The following is a 17,885-nucleotide window of genomic DNA, read 5'->3' as shown; positions in this document are numbered from 1 at the left end:
CTTTCACCTAAAAACCACTTACTCCTCTCAAACTAAAAAACAATCTTAAAGCCTCTTCATCAAAACCTTATACAAATCTACCATCGCCTGAATGTCATGCTTGTGGACTAGCTCATTAGGCGAATGCACATGGTCTTCTGGCGCGCCTATAAAGCACCAATCCCAGGGAATGTCCCCGCGCTGTAGTTCTTTGCCGTCTGAGCCACCGGCGTCCTCTACCTCTATTTGGAATGGAATCTGCGCCTCTTTGGCTATCTGAATAATCTTCTGCACAAAGCTTCGGCGCGGAATCAAAGAGTCCCTGAGTGAAATGGCAACGCCATGCCCAGCCTGCACACCTTCGGTAACCCACGTGATGTCTGCTACTAGTGCCTGCGTCACGCCAAATTGCTCATGGATGTACTTGGCCAGGTAACCCACAGATCCACCACCGGTCTCTTCCCAGCACCCGAAGGCAATAACACCGTCTTCCAGCGTTTTGGCCACCTGCAAAGCACTCCAGACGCCTAGCCTATTATCTAGGTAGCAGGATTGCACAGTTTCTTCTGTCTCCCTGTAATCGCATTTAAACACCAGTTCGGTGCCGCGCTCAATCTCCCGCTCAAACTCATAGGTGAGTTGGTGCTCTTCTTCGTCTACCCTGAGGGTGCATTCAATTTTGCCTTGGCTGTCCTCCCCCACCAAGGTAGTTCCATCCTCCAGAACCGGCCCGCCGATTCTAATCAATTGCTTGCCGTACCGGACCATGAACCCAATGGAATCCATGTGCGCAAAGATGACCGTCCGTGGCTTCCCGAATACCAACAACAGGCAATCCTGAAAACCTTTCCCATGCATGAGCTGGGGTTGTACCTTCCATTGCTGTTGGTTCTCTTGTAAATAGCGTAACAAGAATTCCTTCATTTGCACTTCGTTCCCAGAGGGCGCATGTATCTGACAAAGCTGTTTGAGTAGTTTCATATGGTGTTGTGATTACTATATCAAAGGTAAAGGCTTAATTTAATATGGGACCAACACTAACTGAAAGTAGATTTTTGCACCAACCCCATAAGTATAATTGCATTTAACTAAGTACTGTAATAGCGAATCCCGTTTTTGGCCTACTTTTGCCAAAACAAGCGAAAAACATTCTAGCCAAGACATCGGTATGAAACCTAGTTTGACATGTACTTGTTGTGGGAACGCAAACGTTTTACCCTAAACCCTTTACATTGGCGGGTCAGCTAACCGTTTTTGGCCTGTTTTCGAGAAATTGAATGAAAAAGATTTTTTTCTTCCTGTTGCCCTTCTTCTGTATTTCTACAGCGTTTGCGCAAATTCAGGACACCACCAAGCAACAGCAGATAGACCAAGAACTTTTGGACTCTTTGAAGCGCTCAATCATGTTGGACTCTGTAGAAGTGCTTCCGCAGGCCTTGAACATCAAAGGGTGGCTTTTGCTGAATGAGGACATCAAAAACGAGCTGGGTGGTGCGGTAGACAACATGTACAACTTCAAGTTTGAAACCGCTGAGAAGCAGTTCAAGTCTTTGAGACGCCGGTATCCTAAACATCCTATGCCCTATTTCCTGCTGGGGTTAAGCAATTGGTGGAAGATGGTGCCCTCTAATATACGAGACACACGGTATGATGCCACGTTCATGGCCTACATGGATTCTACCATTACGTTTGCTGAGAACCTCTACGACGTAGACAAGAATAACCTGGAGGCGGCCTTCTTCCTTTCAGCGGCAAACGGGTTTGGCGCACGCCTGCAGGCAGAGCGCAAGAACTGGCGTAAAGCAGCCATTATGAGTAACCGCGCCCTGGACTACCTGCAGAAAAGCAGAAAAGCAAATGGGCTAAGTGATGAGTTCCTGTTTGGGGAAGGCTTGTTTAATTACTATGCCGTCTGGATTAAGGAAAATTATAAGCTATTACGCCCTGTGCTCCTTTTCTTCCCTAATGGAAACAAAGCTTTAGGTCTGCGTCAATTACAACAAGTGGCTTTCAATGGCTTCTACACCGGCACGGAGTCCAAGTTCTTTTTGATGAAGATTTATGCCAACGATGCCAAAAATGATGCAGCAGCCATGTCTCTAGCCCAATACCTAGCAGCCACCTATCCAGATAACCCCTACTTCCAACGGTTCTTCGCGCGTATGGCATTCACTCAGGGCAATTTCCCGGCGGTGGAATCAACCTCTATGGCTATCCTAGATAAAGTTAAAAAGAAGACGTTTGGCTATGAGTCTATCAGTGGACGGTATGCCAGCTTTTACTTGGCTTATATTTATCAAAACAAATATAAAGACTTCACAGCTGCCAAGGACTATTACAAACAATGCATTAGCTTTGCTGAGCAGAGCGGCGAACAAGAGTCTGGCTACTATATCGCATCATTTGTGAACTTAGCTAGAATAAGTGAAAAGGAAAAGAATGTGAAGCAGGCCAAACAGTATTATGAAACTGTATTGAAGCTTGCTAATAAAAAGTCAGACTCTGAAAAGGAAGCAAAGGCTTATTTAAGAAAAAACAGAAGGGTGATGTAAAAATACAAATTACATCACCCTTTTATAATGTTTTTAAAATGAGAGTTAAACCATGAGTTACAACATAAGAATTATAGATTTAAAAGAGTCAAATATAGGAGAACAAGTAGCTACGTTAATAAACACTACATTCAACCTTAATTTAACATGGCAGAAAATACTTTTAAATACATATTACGATAATTCTATATCAAATTCACCACCATCGTTCTATGTTGGCGCATTTGATGAAGCTAAATTAATCGGTTTTACTGCATTTAAATCCCATGATTTTTTACAAAATGGAGAGATTATAAATTGTTTCCACCATTGTTCAGTTTGCACCTCAAAAGAATACAGAGGGAAAGGAATTTTTCCCAGCATTATTGAATTTGGAAAACAGGAAGCAATAAAGTTAGGCGCAGGATTTTTATATGGCATACCGAACCATAACTCAGGGCCAGTATTTAAAAAATTAAATTATAAAAACTTTGGCCCTTTTTTAAAAGTAAATGTGCCAAATGTTCCTTTGTTATTTGAAAATGCATTTGGCAAATGGCAAGAAACAGATGTTCTTTATGCAGAAAAAAGCTTTTATCAAAACGAATACCAGTTGATAGATGCTAAAACCAAAGAGCACGGGACAGACTTACTTGTTTATGAAGACCTAGGTAATTTAATATGGGGGATAAAATTAATTAAAAAAATAGGACCAGTTAACATCTCCTATTTTAGCGTGGGCGGAATGATAATTAATAAGCCACATTTCTTCAAACAAAGTGTCAAAAAGTTAATAATGAAATACAAAATCAACTTTGTACAATTTATATTTCATAACACATCAGTTTATAAAAATTTATTTACTAGCCCAAAAGAAGCTCCTTTTGTGGAACCGTTTGTTGTATATCCATTAAAAAGCGAATTATCATCAAATGATGTTTTCAATTTTATGCCAGGTATAAAAAATAATTTCTAATGAAGATATTACTTAAAAAGGCTTGGTATAAAATAATACCATATAAAATCCCAGATACATATAGTTTTAATTTAGGCTATGTATTTCACACAGAAATGGTATTTGATGATAACATCTTTAAAAATTTATTATTTTTTTGCAAAGAATATGAAATAATAACAGGAAAAAAACCTATATGCACAGTAATGTCAGGAGTGAATCCTAAAGTAATTGATGGAATGCAAAAAAATAATTGCAATTCAAATCAACTAGCAGACAGATATAAAGAGTTAAGTAAATTAGCAACCATTGGATACCATGGGCATTTTTATTTAAATACCACTCATTTTAAGAGGCACGAATCAGAAATAAGAAGTAATAATTTTTCAAAACTTCACGTAAGCCACCAAGTTGAAAAGGACTTGGAATGGTTTTACAAAAACAATTTACAGCATAACGGAATATATGCAGGAGGATGGTGGTTTACTAATAAAGACTTAATAGAAATACTTATAAAGTTAGGATTTAAATATGATTTTAGTTTTTCCAAACACATTTATTTCAGAAATCAATTTTCTCATGATCTTATGCTAAGAAATAGTATAAAAACCGGTCAACCATTTGAACTGAATATAAAAAACACCGGATCTATAAAAGAAATTCAGAACTTAATAGGAGCGCCAGCTACACCTTTTTATGACGATTACAAAAGGCATACACTTAATATACTTGATAAAAACCAACCTACAGTAACTGGAGTATTAAATTCACATGATTATGATTTAGACGCAACAAACACTCTGCACCTATTTAATTTTCTAAGCAAAGAAAAAAATGTAAATTTTTTCGATGCCAAAGATATATTGGAAACCGGTTTAAAATTGGATTACAAGATGGTTTCAATCTAAAGAAGCCAACAAACAATGCCTACAAGTAAATTAATTTTGTTGTGGATTACAAAGACTTAATTTTAACACCAATATATCTAATTATAGTTTATATTATTGCTTATAGAATTAGACCTAAAGTAACTAATAAATTAACTAAAAGATACTTTATACCAGCAATAACAGTCAAACTATTTGGCGCTATTGGAGTAGGTTGCTTGTATTTTTTCTACTATGGTGGTGGAGAACCAGGTGGAACAGGAGATACTTTCAATTATTTTAAAGAAAGTTCGGTAATTCATGAGGCTATACTTGAATCCCCCACATTAGGATTAAAGATTCTATTTAAAGAAGCTGGATATGATCCAGAAGCATACAAATATATTTCAAGAATAGATTGGTATGACACAACGAATAATTTTTTTGTAATACAGACGGCCACTATTTTTGGCTTATTATCTTTCAACACATACACTATAATAGCTATATTTTTTGCACTATTAAGCTTTTCAGGCCTACATGCATTATACATAGCATTATTAAAAATCTTCCCAAAATTCCATAAGGAATTAGCAACTGGAGTGTTTTTTGTGCCTTCATTATTTTTTTGGGGGTCAGGCTTAATGAAAGATACTATTTGTATAGGGGCATTAGGATGGGCATTTTGGGCTTTTCATAAAGCCCTTATTCAAAAATCATCCATTATAACAACATCACTTATATTATTATTATCATTAATTACTATACAAATAGTAAAAACCTATATTTTATTGTGTTTTGTTCCTTCAGCTATCCTTTGGATATTCATGGAAAACAATAAAAAGATTAAAAATAAAATCCTGAAAGCAGTAATATCTCCAATTTTAATAATTGGAGGAATAGGCATAGGATATATAGCTGGAACAAATTTAACTGAAGGAAGTGAATATGATGTTGAAAATGTAGCAGAAACAGCAGCGACAACATCTAATTACTTAGAAAGACAAACAGCAAGAAAAGCTGTGGGAGCAAGAACAGGGTCAACATATACGGTAGGTAAGCTAGATGGGACAATCCAGAGCATGATTACCGCTGCTCCGCAGGCAATCCTTGTGTCACTGTATAGACCATTCTTATTTGAAGTAAGGAACCCCGTAATGCTGCTAGCAGCAATTGAAACGTCATGGTTACTTATAACAACGTTAATTATATTTTGGAAAAGAGGATTTATTAAAACAATATCAACAATACGCAAAAATCCTCTATTAACTTTTTGCTTAGTATTTACTTTAACATTTGCAATTGGGGTTGGTCTAACATCAGGAAACTATGGAACCCTAGTAAGGTACAGAACACCACTTATACCATTCTTCGTCACCCTTTTAATGATACTTAAGAAAACAATAAGAAGAAAATCATAAGCCAAAATTATAAACTAACTCACCCCAATGAAGATCTGGAATAAAGTTATAGGGTGGGTAAAACTTTCCATGTCTAGAATAAAGCCCATATACATACATAAATTTTGTAGCATAAACCCCATCGAAATTTTCAGTATTATATTTAGACCATACAATATTTTTAAATCCTAATTTTTTAACTTGTGTTAAGTCAATAGGATTACCAAACTTATCTACTCCTATCAGTTTATCGTTGGAATCAACAAATACCCAACCCTTAACAGTTAATACTTCACTTAATGCATGAGATCTAGTTTTAGGTTTTAAAAAGGCATGTAAGGCAGAATTTTCATCTAGGCTATAAACCGAAACATGCCTAGTTTTGAATCCAGAAAGTCTCAATATCTTTTCAATAGCACGACTTCTGTCATAACAATGCCCATACCTCATCTTATAAAGAACTTCAGGCTCCCTAGACATCCCTTCATCTAAACCTTTATTACGAGGTGCAGTCAACAGAACAGCTTTTTGCACAGCTGAAATGAATTTTATTTGCTCATGAAAATCATTCTTATCTGGACCAGATAAAGGTATAATATTATTTTCTTGCAAAATTTTAGTTATAGTAACCTTGTCCCTTTCAGTAATATCTTGATCAACTTGATGAATCCAAAATAAGGCAACCAATATCATGGGAAGGATAAAAAACCAAACTCTATTTTTCAAAACCTTCATATATGTTGAATTAATTAATAATATACAACTACCAAACAAAAATACTACCTACGAAATTCTAATAATTTGTCTTTAAGAATATAAATAAACCAAAAAAACAAATAGTATAAATTAATTAACAATGGCATCCAAGAAACAAACAAGACAGATAATAAAATACTCACTCCACCTATTAACAGATAGAATTTAAATTTAAATCCAACTAGAGAACGGGAGGGCATATTAAGGAGTTTTTTACTATCCATATAAGTCAAAGACCTATATAAAACGTAGGTAACAAATATAGACGGCATTATTAAAGCCAAGTCTTCTCGCTCTAAAAAAATAAAAATAGGAGCCAAAAATCTAGTTAAAGCTAAATTAACAAATGTAAATACCTTAAGTTCCTTTTCCTTAAGAACATTATGTAAATAAAAGAAGACAGCTACAATACAATGAAACACCCACCATGTGTATGATAGAAAAAGATTCAAATAAAAAGTAACCCAAATAAAAACTATTATTCTAAAACAAATCCAAACAAATAACTGACTATTGCTAGGATTAAAATTTTCAATTCTAAAACGGGGGTTATCTTCATTTCTAACACTATATACATCATTTCCTAAATATCCAATTTCATAAATAGAGATAAAGGCTAAATAAGCTAGAATAAAGTCCTTAAAAACATAAAAAAAAGAATTGTTAGATAAAAAATACAACAACATAAATGCCAACAACCATTCATAGTATAAATGGAAGATTAAATCCCTATTTTTTTGAAGACGGCTTTGAAAAAAATAGCTAAAGGGGAATAAATACCTAAAAATATTCATTTAGATTGAATTTCTATAAAATAAGGATTTAGCTCTTGCCAAAAAAGTCGAGCTTGTGTATTATAAATAATAACAAAACGTTGATGAGCAGCCTCCACTAAACTCCGGTCAGAGAAATTATCTGTGGCAACTGCAAACTTTGCAGTTGGAAATGACAAAAGCTGGCTAATATTTTCTAATTTTTTGCCCGTCATCTCAAATGTTAAATTTCCTGTAGTTAACCCATCATCATCATACTCTAACATAGAGCTTAGAAAAGGTACACCCAAATAAAAAGCAATAGCAGAAACTACAGGGTCAATACTGGCTGACACAAGCACAACCTTTTTATGGTTTTCGACAAGATTATTGAGCATTTGATGAGTTTGCTCAATTTTTTTTGAAGGCAGAAACCTTTGCTCAAATAATTTACCTAATGTATACAGTTCCTTTTTACTAAAACCTTTTAGCAAATTAAGAACTAACTTTTTAGGCCAATCAACTTTTGTTACCTTTTGCAAGATATATAGACAAAGAAAAATAGGAGAAAAACGTTTAGTAAATAACTTAAACAAAAGACTCCTAATAGTCAATGCTTTTTCGCCTAAGGCAAATTCAATAAAATCGAATGTAGTGTTTGATAAAAATAGAGTATCACAAATGTCAAATACAAACAATTCAGTTTCATTAGACAATTCTGGGAAATTGGGTTTAATGTTTATCATTATTGTAAAACTTCCTGGTAAAGAGTACAATACTTCTCAATTGCGTTATCGAGTAAATAATACTCTTCTGCCTTACTTCTTATGGAAACCGAATCCTTCTTTAAAAGTTCAGGAATGTGATCAACAATTTTTTCGTAACTCTCCTTATTAAATTCATCAATTGTAATACCAGATTCAGTAAATTCAATAATATCCTTTACATCACCTACTCTAGAGTTACATACAACAGGTATTCCTAATGCTAAAACCTCACCAAGTTTAGTAGGAGAACTTGCAATCTTGGAATAACTTTGTTTAATAAAGAAAAGATTAATATCAGAGGCTGAGGCAAAAAGTGCTACCTCTGCACGCTTAGCAAACTTAATTATGAATTCCTCTCTTTGTAAACCCAATTTATCAGCTTTTTCATAAACCATTTCAGGAGGCTCAGGTGTAATGAAAAGAAAACGTGAATTAGGAAATTTGTTTTTTATAAAAACATAGGCTTCCAACATCTCATCTAAAAGGTACCAGGTACCAATAGATCCTAAATAACTTATTACTAAAGAATCCTTATTAATTCCAAGAAGAGCTCTGGCAAGGGCTTTGCGCTCACCATTGTTAACAGGAAATAATTGAAAGTCTGCACTACAAGGGATGACGCCAATATTATTTTTATTATAACTATCCCAGTTTTGGATTTCCTCCTTTCCTGCTTCAGTAAGACTAACAATAGCATCAGCATTTGTTATATAACTAGCTTCCTGGTTTTTATAGTATTTGTAGGCAAGTTTAAAAAAAGGATTATTTAGATTCCACATTCCGCCGTCCACGCGTTCATCAACCCAAAATCCTCGCATATCAAAAAAGTATTTGATTCCAAACCTCTTTTTCAGTTTAACACCTATGCCCGCACTTATATAACTACGGCAATGGACCATAGCAAATTTCTTATGCTTATGTAGATTTACAGCTTTCCTTTCCATCATATAGATATCATAATACTTAGACAAAAAAGGTGGTTTACTGCTAAAAGGAATAGGCTGCCAATCTATCCCATTTTCAATGCAAATATTTTCAATTAAGCTTTTATTAGCCGCAAATCTACTAGGCTTTTCAAAAGAAATAAGTGTAAAGCAAAAGCCTTTTTTTGATAAACCTATAATATATGGCAAAACCTGTGACTGACCTAAAGGATCAGTCATACCATCATAGGATAAATATAAAATATTTTTATTTTGCATATTTTAACCAATTACCAAAATGAAAGATACTGTTGATAAAAAACTAACCAAAAAAAAATTTAACATTTTAACAGTTATCTGAAAACTATATCAATAGATCATATCTGATAATAACGCATAAGCTCCTTTAAGTAATTCCTTTTTGTAAAATTACTTGCATGTAAGTGCCCCTGATATGAAATTGATTGCAAATCAAATTTCCCTGAAGAAAACTCTTCTATTAACGAAGCTAACTCTTCAGCATTTTCATGATTAAAATAAATGGCTTTTTCATTAGTAACTTCCCGGAGCACGGGTAAATTAGAAACAAGAGCAGGCAATCCAATTGCCATTGCCTCAATAACAGCCAGTCCAAAGCCCTCAGATCTGGATGATAGTATATAAAAGTCATATTTAGGCAATTTATTAGCTATGTTAGGCTCAATGCCTTTGAAATGAATATTATTAATTTCTAATTCTTTACACTTATTGTGTAAATTTGTTAGTTCCCCACCTTGTCCAAATATATCTAATGAAATACGGTTCTTAACATGACTGGATAATAAAGAAATTGCCTTTATAATAATTTGATAATTTTTATCAGGTTTTAGATTTCCAACGCAAACAACCTTAATATGAGAATTTAGATTCGGTTGCAACCTATAATTATTAAAAAAAGAATCTGCTATAAAATTATATAAAACATATATATTATTTCTTATTCCTATATACTTACCTAAATTCATGCGCACACCATTGGAAACACACAATGTAATAATACGCTCATTATACGTTATTCTATCTAATAATCTAGCATGAATTGGATAATCCGCACCCTCTTTTCCATATAATACAGCATGATAAGAATTAATTAAAACTACTTTGTTTGAACAAACTAATCGAGAAATTATAACAGAAAAAAATAGGTGTGAGTGAATAATATCTACTTTATATTTTCTTAATATTTTTTTTATAGCAAATACGGCACTAGGAATAGAATGAAACCATTTAAAATCCAAAAACCAAATATCAATTCCTTTCAGCTCAATTTCAAAGTCGTTACCCTTCTTAAGACTTATAATAACATGACGGACATCATGCAAAGAACTGACCACACCAGCTAACAACGTTTCGGCACCTCCTCTAGCTAATCCATCGATTATATGTACTACAGTTCTTTTACCTTCCACTATTAATTTTGTTTAACTACTAAAATATTTTTAATTAATTATTAACTCAAAATAAAAACTCACCCTTTATACTCTATTAATCACAGTTGTAAATAATTTTAAAACCAAACCAGCTATTTGTTTCAAGATTTATAACTATTGAAAATTCATCTTACGACAAAAAAACTTCCTTTTACACACTTAAAGCCCTTGCGCACAAAACAACTGAGTGCACAAGGGCTTTAAGTGTATTAAGACACAAAATCCTATAGTGGTTTATCTACGTAATATTTCCCTAACGAAGTAATTACGGCCTCATAAAATTTGTACCTAATTCTTTTTGGAAGTAAATATTTAAAAAAATTAAATTCATCAATAAATTTAACTAAAAAAGGAAATGCAAACAAAGAATAAATTATTTTTTTACCCTTATTAATTTCTAATTTTTTGTAACGATGATATTTTTTAACTAAATTATATTTTAATTTAATTAATTTTTTTACATTCTCAGTACCTTGTCGCCTTCTTAATACATAAGACCTACAAGTAATAAAATCATCATGCCAAGCAAATGCTTGTTTATTATAATAAATTGGAATTCCAAGATCAGTCGCTCGCATAGCTAAATCATAATCTATAATAGCATTAAGCCTAGGGTCAAAACCATTCAATAAATTAAAAGTTTGTTTTGCAATAGAAAAATTCCCAGCAGTAATATAAATCTCATTTTCAAACATAGGACTATGTAGTGCTTCTAAATTTCTTTGCCATTCTTGACGTGCAAAAACAGCATACTTTTGTATATCTGTTTCAGCAAGCGAAGGATCTTCCATTTGCGCACCAACAAGAATAGACCCTGAATTTTTTTTGTGATGATTTAAATGAACCTCTAAACAGTTAGATTCTGGACGCATATCATCATCAAACGAAACTATAAGTTCAGCATTTGCTAATCTAAACCCTTCATTTCTTACACCAGCTCTACCACAATTATTCAAGTGAACAATCCTTAAATCATATGGAAACTGTTGAATTATGAGCGAATTCAATATATCAGCTGTATTATCGGTAGAACCATCATTAACAACAATTACCTCAAAACAAGATATTGTTTGCTTAGACAAACTATGCAAAATATTTAGAATTTTATCACCCCTATTATATGTAGGTATAACAACACTCAAGAGTAGTTTATTCACAATTAAAATTTTTATTTATAAATTTAAATCGATGAAGCAATAATTATATTACAAAAGACCTTTATATAAACTTATCAACTTGTTTGTTTCAGTCTCAAGATTAAATTCCCTTTCAACCTTTTCTCTACCTTTTACTATTATAGTATCAAGAACATCTGGTGGAGTGTTAATTAGTAGCAAAATTGCACGTTCAATGTCATCTACATTTCCTTCCTCAGCAAGAAACACATGAGCAACTTGATCTAATACTTCTGGAATTCCTGAATGCCTAGTAGTTACACATGGAAGTCCTATTGCTTGAGCCTCCATCAAAACCGTTGGGATTCCTTCCATGTCTCCATTATCTGCAGTTTTACTACATAATATAAAGGCATCAGCTTTATATAAATAATCCTTAGTTATTTCGTGATCAATTGCACCTAAAATTTTAATGTTATTTTCTGCTTTTTTTGAAAATACAAATTTCTCGAGATCGTCTTTTAAAGGACCATCTCCAATTATAGTTAAAGTTGCCTGCGGGTATTTTTTCAAAATATTTATAAAAGCTTTGACACTATCATAGTGTCCTTTCTTTTCAACTAATCTTCCTATGGAAACAAAATTTTTCACCTCCAATTTTGATTTATTAATAAATTTATAATCATAAATAATCTTTCCCACATGAATTATCTCTATTTTATTTTCCGGACAACCTAAGGAAATTAGATGATGCTGCATATATTTAGAAACAACTGTTATTTTGGATGCACTTAAAAACATTCTTTTAATATGGCCAATCCAAAATTCATCTCTAGTAAGCTCAAAAGCATCCCACCCATGAAATGATACAACAAGAGGAATGTCGAGTGTTATTGCTATTGGAATAATTATACAACCTTGAGGTCCAAAATGAGCATGGATAATATCCGGTTTTTTCCATTTTAATATATTGAAAAGCCTAATTCTTTTTAACTTCCATTGGTATTCTATTCCTGCTCTATAGCCTATTTTATCAAGAACAAAATGCCAAATCTTTTGAAAAATAGTTAAACTTACATCTTTAATCTCTGTAACATATAGATAAGGTCTTTGGTTCTTATTTATATGCATGTGGGTAATTACCTCACTTGTTGTAACTAATTTATTACTTTGCAAAACCTTGACAACATCATAAACAAAAGTTTCAGATAAAGGAGAAAATTTGTTACAATAATGAGCTATTTTCATACAAATAAACGTTTTAATAATCTTTAGTTTAATTAAACTTAATAGATTATTGTTAATAACGTTAGTCTCTTAAGTTTTATTTTATTAAGTTTGATACAATCTCTAAATTAATTATTTTTTCACAACCCAGTTTTATTTAAATTATTTACAGGAAGTATTACATACTTTTTTAAAGCATATTTTAACAAACTAATCAGGAATTTACTGGACACTAACCTGTTGCTTATTCCGAATTTCAACAACAATAGATCTTGCTTAAATCCAGATCGAATTCTCAGACACTCATATAACATTTTATCAAATAGCTTAGCCTTTTGCCTATCAATAATACATGCATATTTATGACTTAACAATTTATCTACGTTGTTGTAGAATTCTATTTTAGCTCTAATTGCATTTAAAACCTTTATAGGATCGTTTGACGTCCATATATTTGACCAAACTCCTCCTTCATGCATCCTATATATCGACATTACTTCACTGTGATATTTAATTTTACCATAATTCGCATTTAATATATGTAAAGTCCAATCACCAAATGGTAATGACTTGGCCCAATCTGGAAATTCTTTAAATAAATTATTTCTAAAAACACATGAAGCTGTCGCAATAAAATTTTCCTTAATTAAATCCTGCATATTACACAAGAGGTCACCTCTTTTATGCTGAATTTTTATACTACCATTTGGAAATAAAAATCTCGAATTATGGAATGATATAACGAAATCACTATTACCTTCTAGAAAATCAATCTGCCTTTGCAATTTTAATTCATCAATCCAATAATCGTCACCTTCACATAAAGCAATATATTTACCTGTACAAGCCTGCATGGTTGACAAAAAATTTTTCATCATCCCCTGATTTCTCTCTGGTCTAATAACTTTTATTATATTAGGGTATTCCATTTCATAATTTCTAACAATTTCAATGGTATTATCCTTTGAACAATCGTCACCTATTATTAGCTCTAATCCAAAATCAACTTTTTGCGAGAGAACACCCTTTATGGCCTCTTCAATGAATTGCCCATGATTAAAAGTTATCATGCACACACTTACTTTGATTTTTTCCACTCTCGTTTATTTATAATAAAACTAGTTCAAACAACCATTATTTAATGGTTACATTTAATTTACTATACCATTATATTTTTATCCTAATAATGAACTATCTTAATTTTACTTTTAATTACATATATCAATATTTGTAATTAATATTTTTTTTGTATAAATTTATTTTATCCATATTTAAGTATTAAAATAATATAATACAATATTATTATATTATTTTAATTAGGACTATTATAAATAAAGTTTATATATTTTTTAAATTTCAAACCACAACCCTAAATTTATTATATTGACATATCCACCAATGAAGTATGTAAATGTTTTTATCAAATAAATCAACTTCTTAAAATTTAGCATTTAAACTTCGATTATTATATTTTCTAATTAGCATTTATATCAGAATCTAAAAAGCCTCACACTCAATTTTAAAAGTTTATTTTATCCGTTATTTACATTTATTATTTTATTTTACTACAAACTTAAACATATCATTTTCGCTCAATTCTATAGTAACTCATTTTGATTTGTATATAAAATTTCACAAATCATATCTTGTTCTTTTAAAGATAAGTCATGATATAACGGCAAACAAAGTATCCTTTTTGAAATGCTTTCAGAAATTGGACATTGTTGGCTATCTACATAATTAACTGTATTCAATGATGGGTAAAAATACCTTCTTGGAAAAATATTTTTGGAATTAAATAATCCTACCGCATTTAGTAAACACTTTTCAGTTTTGAAAATAATTGGAAAATAGGATGAATTGTAATTATCTGTACCTTCTGTAATTTCAATAAAATTTACTTCCAGGTTGGAAAGCTTATTTTTATAATAATCCCACTGTGTTTTTCTTTTTTCTTGAATTTCATCCATATATTTAAGTACACAAATTCCCATAGCAGCATGAAGTTCAGAGTTTTTTGCATTTATGCCTATACCGTCAAAACTAACAGGAGAAGTATGTCCAAAATTTCTTAATAAGGACATCTTTCTTAATATTTCTGGATTATTCGTAAATACCGCTCCTCCCTCTCCTGTATGAAATAGTTTTGTTGCATGGAAACTTGTAGTACTTACATTACCATATTCGAAAATAGATTTCCCCTTGTAAATTGTACCAAAACAGTGAGCAGCATCATATATAACTTTAAGACCATATTTATCTGCTATTCTTTGTATTTTTTCAACATTACATGGATTGCCAAAAACGTGAGTTGCTAATATTGCGCTTGTTCTTTCATTTATAGCTTCCTCAATTTTTAAATAATCTATATTTAGTGAAAATGGATTTATATCTACAAATATTGGTTTACATTGTTCCCATACAATTGATGAAGTGGTAGCAACATAAGAAAAGGGAGTTGTAATTATTTCTCCACTTAATTCAAACGCTTTTATTGCAATTTGAATTGCTACTGTACCATTACTTAAAAAAAGTAAATTTTGAACACTCAAATACTCTTTTAATTTTTCCTCCAATTCATTCAAAAGTGGACCATTATTAGTGAGCCACGATCGTTGGAAAATTGATCTTACGTAAGCTTGGTATTCCTCTACTGGAGGCAAAAACGTTTTTGTTACATTTATCATCGTTTTACAAAAAAATTAACTTTTAATTTTGGCTTCAATACATTAACTACATAATTCAACTCTTCATTTTTCATTATCCATGAAAACAACACGTATATAACTATTGCAACTGTTGAATAAAACAATAAATAGAACAAATTGTTTATTTCAAAATATTCATTTATATATATTAATCCTAAGCCAATAAGTATTGAATGAAGCAAAGATGGTGCTAAATCTTTCAATTGTTTAATTGGCCCATACTCCAAAAATTTATTTGAAAAAATAGTATTAATAAAAAATGCCAATACAGAAGACAATAACTGCCCATAAATTAAACCCATTAAACCCCATTGATAGCTCACTATCAAAATTAGGACTGTTAATATTTTTTTATAAATTTCTAGTTTCAAAAAGAGATCTGACCTTCCTTTTACTAATAAAATATTTAAATTAATTGAATGAACTGGATACAATAAAGCAACAAATGCCAACACTCTTAGGATTGGTATAACAGGCAGCCATTCTTTTGTTAATATAATTCTTACTATAGGCTCTGACAGTCCCATAATTATCATTAAAATAGGGAAATATACAAAACCTATCAGTTTTAAAATTTTTTTATACGCTAAGATTAATGTTTTATTTTCATTCTGTAATTTAGCAAACAATGGATATGTCACCCTTGCTGAAGCAAGAGTAAAAAGACTTTGAGGAATATCTGTAAAAGACTTAGCTCTATTATAAAATCCCAAACTTGTTACTGAAAAAAACTTACCAATTATTAAAGGATAAATATTATTGAAAAAAGTATCTATCACCTCTGTTATTAAAAGCTTAGATCCGAACCCAAACAGTTCATTAAATGACTTTTTTGAAAATTCTAATTTAGGCCTCCACCCTGATGATACCCATAATAGAATTATGCTTAGAAATGTTGAAAACAAATCTCTTATTACTAAACTCCAATAGGTCCAACCTGTCCAAGCTAAATATATAGCTAAACTACCTGCTAAAATTGAGCTAACGGTAGTTCTTATTGTTAGGACTTTAAAATTTAGCTCTTTTACTAATCTAGCATTTTGGACTGAATTTAGGGCGATTAATATTAAATTAAGACTATATACTCTAACTATTGCTATTAGCCTTGTTTCATTATAATATTTTGCAATTATTGGGGCAGCTAAATATAATATTAGGTATAACAGTAGAGAAAGTGTTATATTCCACCAAAACACAGTCGAAAAGTCTGTATTTATTGCATTAGTTTTTCTAATTAATGCTTTGTTTAACCCTGCCTCCATAAATGGCATTAACAATGACATAAAAACTAATATCATTGCGACTAAACCAAACTCTTTAGGCCCTAAAATTCTTGCAAGGATTATAGAAATAATAAAATTTATTAAATAAAATCCTAACTTCTCAAATAGTGTCCAAATAAATCCGCTTACTGCTTTATTCTTTAACTCCTTATGCATTAAATGCGATTTTCTTTTTAACAATTTTACTTAACATTACCTTAGTCTTTTTCATTAAAAAGTTCTTTTTTAAAATATTTTAACGTTCTTTTCAGGCCCTCTTTTCTTTCAATTTTTGGATCCCAGTCAAGTATACTTTTTGCTTTTGAGATATCCGGCCGCCTTTTTTGCGGATCATTTTCCGGCAAGGATTGGTAACCAAATTTTAGTTCAACTCCTGTTATTTGTGAAATTTCCTCAGCAAATTGCCTTATAGATATTTCATCTGGATTCCCAATATTTATTGGTTGAGTATAATCACTCAATAATAACTTGTAAATGCCTTCCACTAAATCATCCACGTAGCAAAAAGAACGTGTTTGGGACCCATCGCCAAAAATGGATAATTCTTCGCCTCTTAGAGCTTGTCCCATAAAGGCTGGCAATACACGTCCATCATTTAGACGCATTCTAGGACCATAGGTATTGAATATTCTAACAATACGCGTCTCAAGACCATGGTGTATATGATAGGCCATTGTGATAGCCTCTTGAAAGCGTTTAGCCTCATCGTAACAGCCTCTGGGACCTACTGGGTTTACATTGCCCCAATACTCTTCCGTTTGTGGATGCACCTCTGGATCGCCATAAACTTCAGAGGTAGATGCTATTAAAATACGCGCCCCCTTAGCCATTGCTAATCCTAGAAGGTTATGAGTACCTAAAGAACCTACTTTTAAAGTTTGTATTGGGATTTTTAGGTAATCAATGGGTGACGCTGGAGAGGCAAAGTGAAGAATATAATCTAAATGGCCTGGTACGTGTACAAACTTTGAAACATCATGATGGTAGAATTCAAACTGCTCTAATTTAAAGAGGTGCTCAATATTCTTCAGGTCTCCGGTTATCAGGTTATCCATAGCAATAACATGATACCCTTCTTTTATAAAACGGTCACAAAGATGAGACCCTAAGAAACCAGCACCCCCGGTTATTAAGACACTTTTTCTACCTGACAT

15 protein-coding genes are annotated in these 17,885 nt (G+C 32.1%); 4 read left to right on the top strand and 11 right to left on the bottom strand.

Features of this window, described 5'->3' with window-relative positions; all coding sequences use genetic code 11:
- Positions 1-45: 45 nt before the first annotated feature.
- Positions 46-960 (bottom strand): M20/M25/M40 family metallo-hydrolase, encoded by a 915-nt coding sequence (locus TH61_RS11465; RefSeq protein ID WP_066509284.1) that lies wholly within the window; start codon positions 958-960, stop codon positions 46-48.
- A 296-nt stretch (positions 961-1,256) separates the two neighbouring features.
- Between TH61_RS11465 and TH61_RS11460 the strand changes: the two genes are divergently transcribed.
- From TH61_RS11460 to TH61_RS11445, 4 genes are read left to right on the top strand one after another with little or no spacing between them, the layout of a single operon-like run.
- Positions 1,257-2,531, top strand: coding sequence for a tol-pal system protein YbgF (locus tag TH61_RS11460; protein WP_066509282.1), 1,275 nt, complete (start codon positions 1,257-1,259; stop codon positions 2,529-2,531).
- A 52-nt stretch (positions 2,532-2,583) separates the two neighbouring features.
- Complete coding sequence (locus TH61_RS11455) at positions 2,584-3,486, top strand: GNAT family N-acetyltransferase (protein WP_066509279.1); 903 nt, start codon at positions 2,584-2,586, stop codon at positions 3,484-3,486.
- Positions 3,486-4,373, top strand: a complete 888-nt coding sequence (locus TH61_RS11450; RefSeq protein WP_066509272.1) for a hypothetical protein — start codon at positions 3,486-3,488, stop codon at positions 4,371-4,373. The genes TH61_RS11455 and TH61_RS11450 overlap by 1 nt, the downstream gene beginning before the upstream one ends.
- 41 nt (positions 4,374-4,414) lie before the next feature.
- Complete coding sequence (locus TH61_RS11445; RefSeq protein ID WP_066509268.1) at positions 4,415-5,752, top strand: hypothetical protein; 1,338 nt, start codon at positions 4,415-4,417, stop codon at positions 5,750-5,752.
- Here TH61_RS11445 and TH61_RS11440 read toward each other — a convergent pair.
- The 10 genes from TH61_RS11440 to TH61_RS11390 form a co-directional block, all read right to left on the bottom strand.
- Positions 5,747-6,466, bottom strand: a complete 720-nt coding sequence (locus TH61_RS11440; protein ID WP_157600693.1) for a transglutaminase domain-containing protein — start codon at positions 6,464-6,466, stop codon at positions 5,747-5,749. The two genes, TH61_RS11445 and TH61_RS11440, sit on opposite strands and share 6 nt — an antisense overlap.
- An 811-nt stretch (positions 6,467-7,277) precedes the next feature.
- Positions 7,278-7,985, bottom strand: a complete 708-nt coding sequence (locus tag TH61_RS11430) for an HAD family hydrolase (RefSeq protein WP_066509259.1) — start codon at positions 7,983-7,985, stop codon at positions 7,278-7,280.
- The gene (locus TH61_RS11425; RefSeq protein WP_071887835.1) at positions 7,985-9,208 is read right to left on the bottom strand and encodes a glycosyltransferase; all 1,224 of its coding nucleotides are present in this window, start codon (positions 9,206-9,208) and stop codon (positions 7,985-7,987) included. Before TH61_RS11425 ends, TH61_RS11430 begins: the two co-directional genes overlap by 1 nt.
- A 98-nt stretch (positions 9,209-9,306) precedes the next feature.
- Complete coding sequence (locus TH61_RS11420) at positions 9,307-10,377, bottom strand: glycosyltransferase (protein WP_066509256.1); 1,071 nt, start codon at positions 10,375-10,377, stop codon at positions 9,307-9,309.
- Between the two features lie 245 nt (positions 10,378-10,622).
- Positions 10,623-11,555, bottom strand: a complete 933-nt coding sequence (locus tag TH61_RS11415) for a glycosyltransferase family 2 protein (RefSeq protein WP_066509254.1) — start codon at positions 11,553-11,555, stop codon at positions 10,623-10,625.
- Positions 11,556-11,603: 48 nt separating this feature from the next.
- Positions 11,604-12,761, bottom strand: coding sequence for a glycosyltransferase (locus tag TH61_RS11410; protein WP_066509252.1), 1,158 nt, complete (start codon positions 12,759-12,761; stop codon positions 11,604-11,606).
- Positions 12,762-12,880: 119 nt separating this feature from the next.
- Positions 12,881-13,837: a glycosyltransferase gene (locus TH61_RS11405; RefSeq protein ID WP_157600692.1), complete on the bottom strand. Its 957-nt coding sequence runs from the start codon at positions 13,835-13,837 to the stop codon at positions 12,881-12,883.
- 501 nt (positions 13,838-14,338) lie between these two features.
- Complete coding sequence (locus TH61_RS11400) at positions 14,339-15,427, bottom strand: DegT/DnrJ/EryC1/StrS aminotransferase family protein (RefSeq protein ID WP_066509247.1); 1,089 nt, start codon at positions 15,425-15,427, stop codon at positions 14,339-14,341.
- Positions 15,424-16,887 (bottom strand): lipopolysaccharide biosynthesis protein, encoded by a 1,464-nt coding sequence (locus TH61_RS11395; protein WP_066509245.1) that lies wholly within the window; start codon positions 16,885-16,887, stop codon positions 15,424-15,426. The genes TH61_RS11400 and TH61_RS11395 overlap by 4 nt, the downstream gene beginning before the upstream one ends.
- 41 nt (positions 16,888-16,928) lie before the next feature.
- A complete protein-coding gene (locus TH61_RS11390; RefSeq protein WP_066509244.1) occupies positions 16,929-17,885 on the bottom strand; it encodes a UDP-glucuronic acid decarboxylase family protein in 957 nt (318 codons plus the stop codon).

Source organism: Rufibacter sp. DG15C, from assembly GCF_001577755.1.
Taxonomy (GTDB): domain Bacteria; phylum Bacteroidota; class Bacteroidia; order Cytophagales; family Hymenobacteraceae; genus Nibribacter.
Note: the sequence above shows the minus strand (reverse complement) of the source record. Positions and strands in the feature narration are given on the sequence as shown.

What these genes read in the sequence shown, in the direction of transcription:
- TH61_RS11465 (WP_066509284.1), bottom strand. Translation starts at nt 960, where the DNA reads ATGAAACTACTCAAACAGCTTTGTCAGATACATGCGCCCTCTGGGAAC.
- TH61_RS11460 (WP_066509282.1), top strand. Translation starts at nt 1,257, where the DNA reads ATGAAAAAGATTTTTTTCTTCCTGTTGCCCTTCTTCTGTATTTCTACA.
- TH61_RS11455 (WP_066509279.1), top strand. Translation starts at nt 2,584, where the DNA reads ATGAGTTACAACATAAGAATTATAGATTTAAAAGAGTCAAATATAGGA.
- TH61_RS11450 (WP_066509272.1), top strand. Translation starts at nt 3,486, where the DNA reads ATGAAGATATTACTTAAAAAGGCTTGGTATAAAATAATACCATATAAA.
- TH61_RS11440 (WP_157600693.1), bottom strand. Translation starts at nt 6,466, where the DNA reads ATGAAGGTTTTGAAAAATAGAGTTTGGTTTTTTATCCTTCCCATGATA.
- TH61_RS11430 (WP_066509259.1), bottom strand. Translation starts at nt 7,985, where the DNA reads ATGATAAACATTAAACCCAATTTCCCAGAATTGTCTAATGAAACTGAA.
- TH61_RS11425 (WP_071887835.1), bottom strand. Translation starts at nt 9,208, where the DNA reads ATGCAAAATAAAAATATTTTATATTTATCCTATGATGGTATGACTGAT.
- TH61_RS11410 (WP_066509252.1), bottom strand. Translation starts at nt 12,761, where the DNA reads ATGAAAATAGCTCATTATTGTAACAAATTTTCTCCTTTATCTGAAACT.
- TH61_RS11400 (WP_066509247.1), bottom strand. Translation starts at nt 15,427, where the DNA reads ATGATAAATGTAACAAAAACGTTTTTGCCTCCAGTAGAGGAATACCAA.
- TH61_RS11395 (WP_066509245.1), bottom strand. Translation starts at nt 16,887, where the DNA reads ATGCATAAGGAGTTAAAGAATAAAGCAGTAAGCGGATTTATTTGGACA.
- TH61_RS11390 (WP_066509244.1), bottom strand. Translation starts at nt 17,885, where the DNA reads ATGTCAGGTAGAAAAAGTGTCTTAATAACCGGGGGTGCTGGTTTCTTA.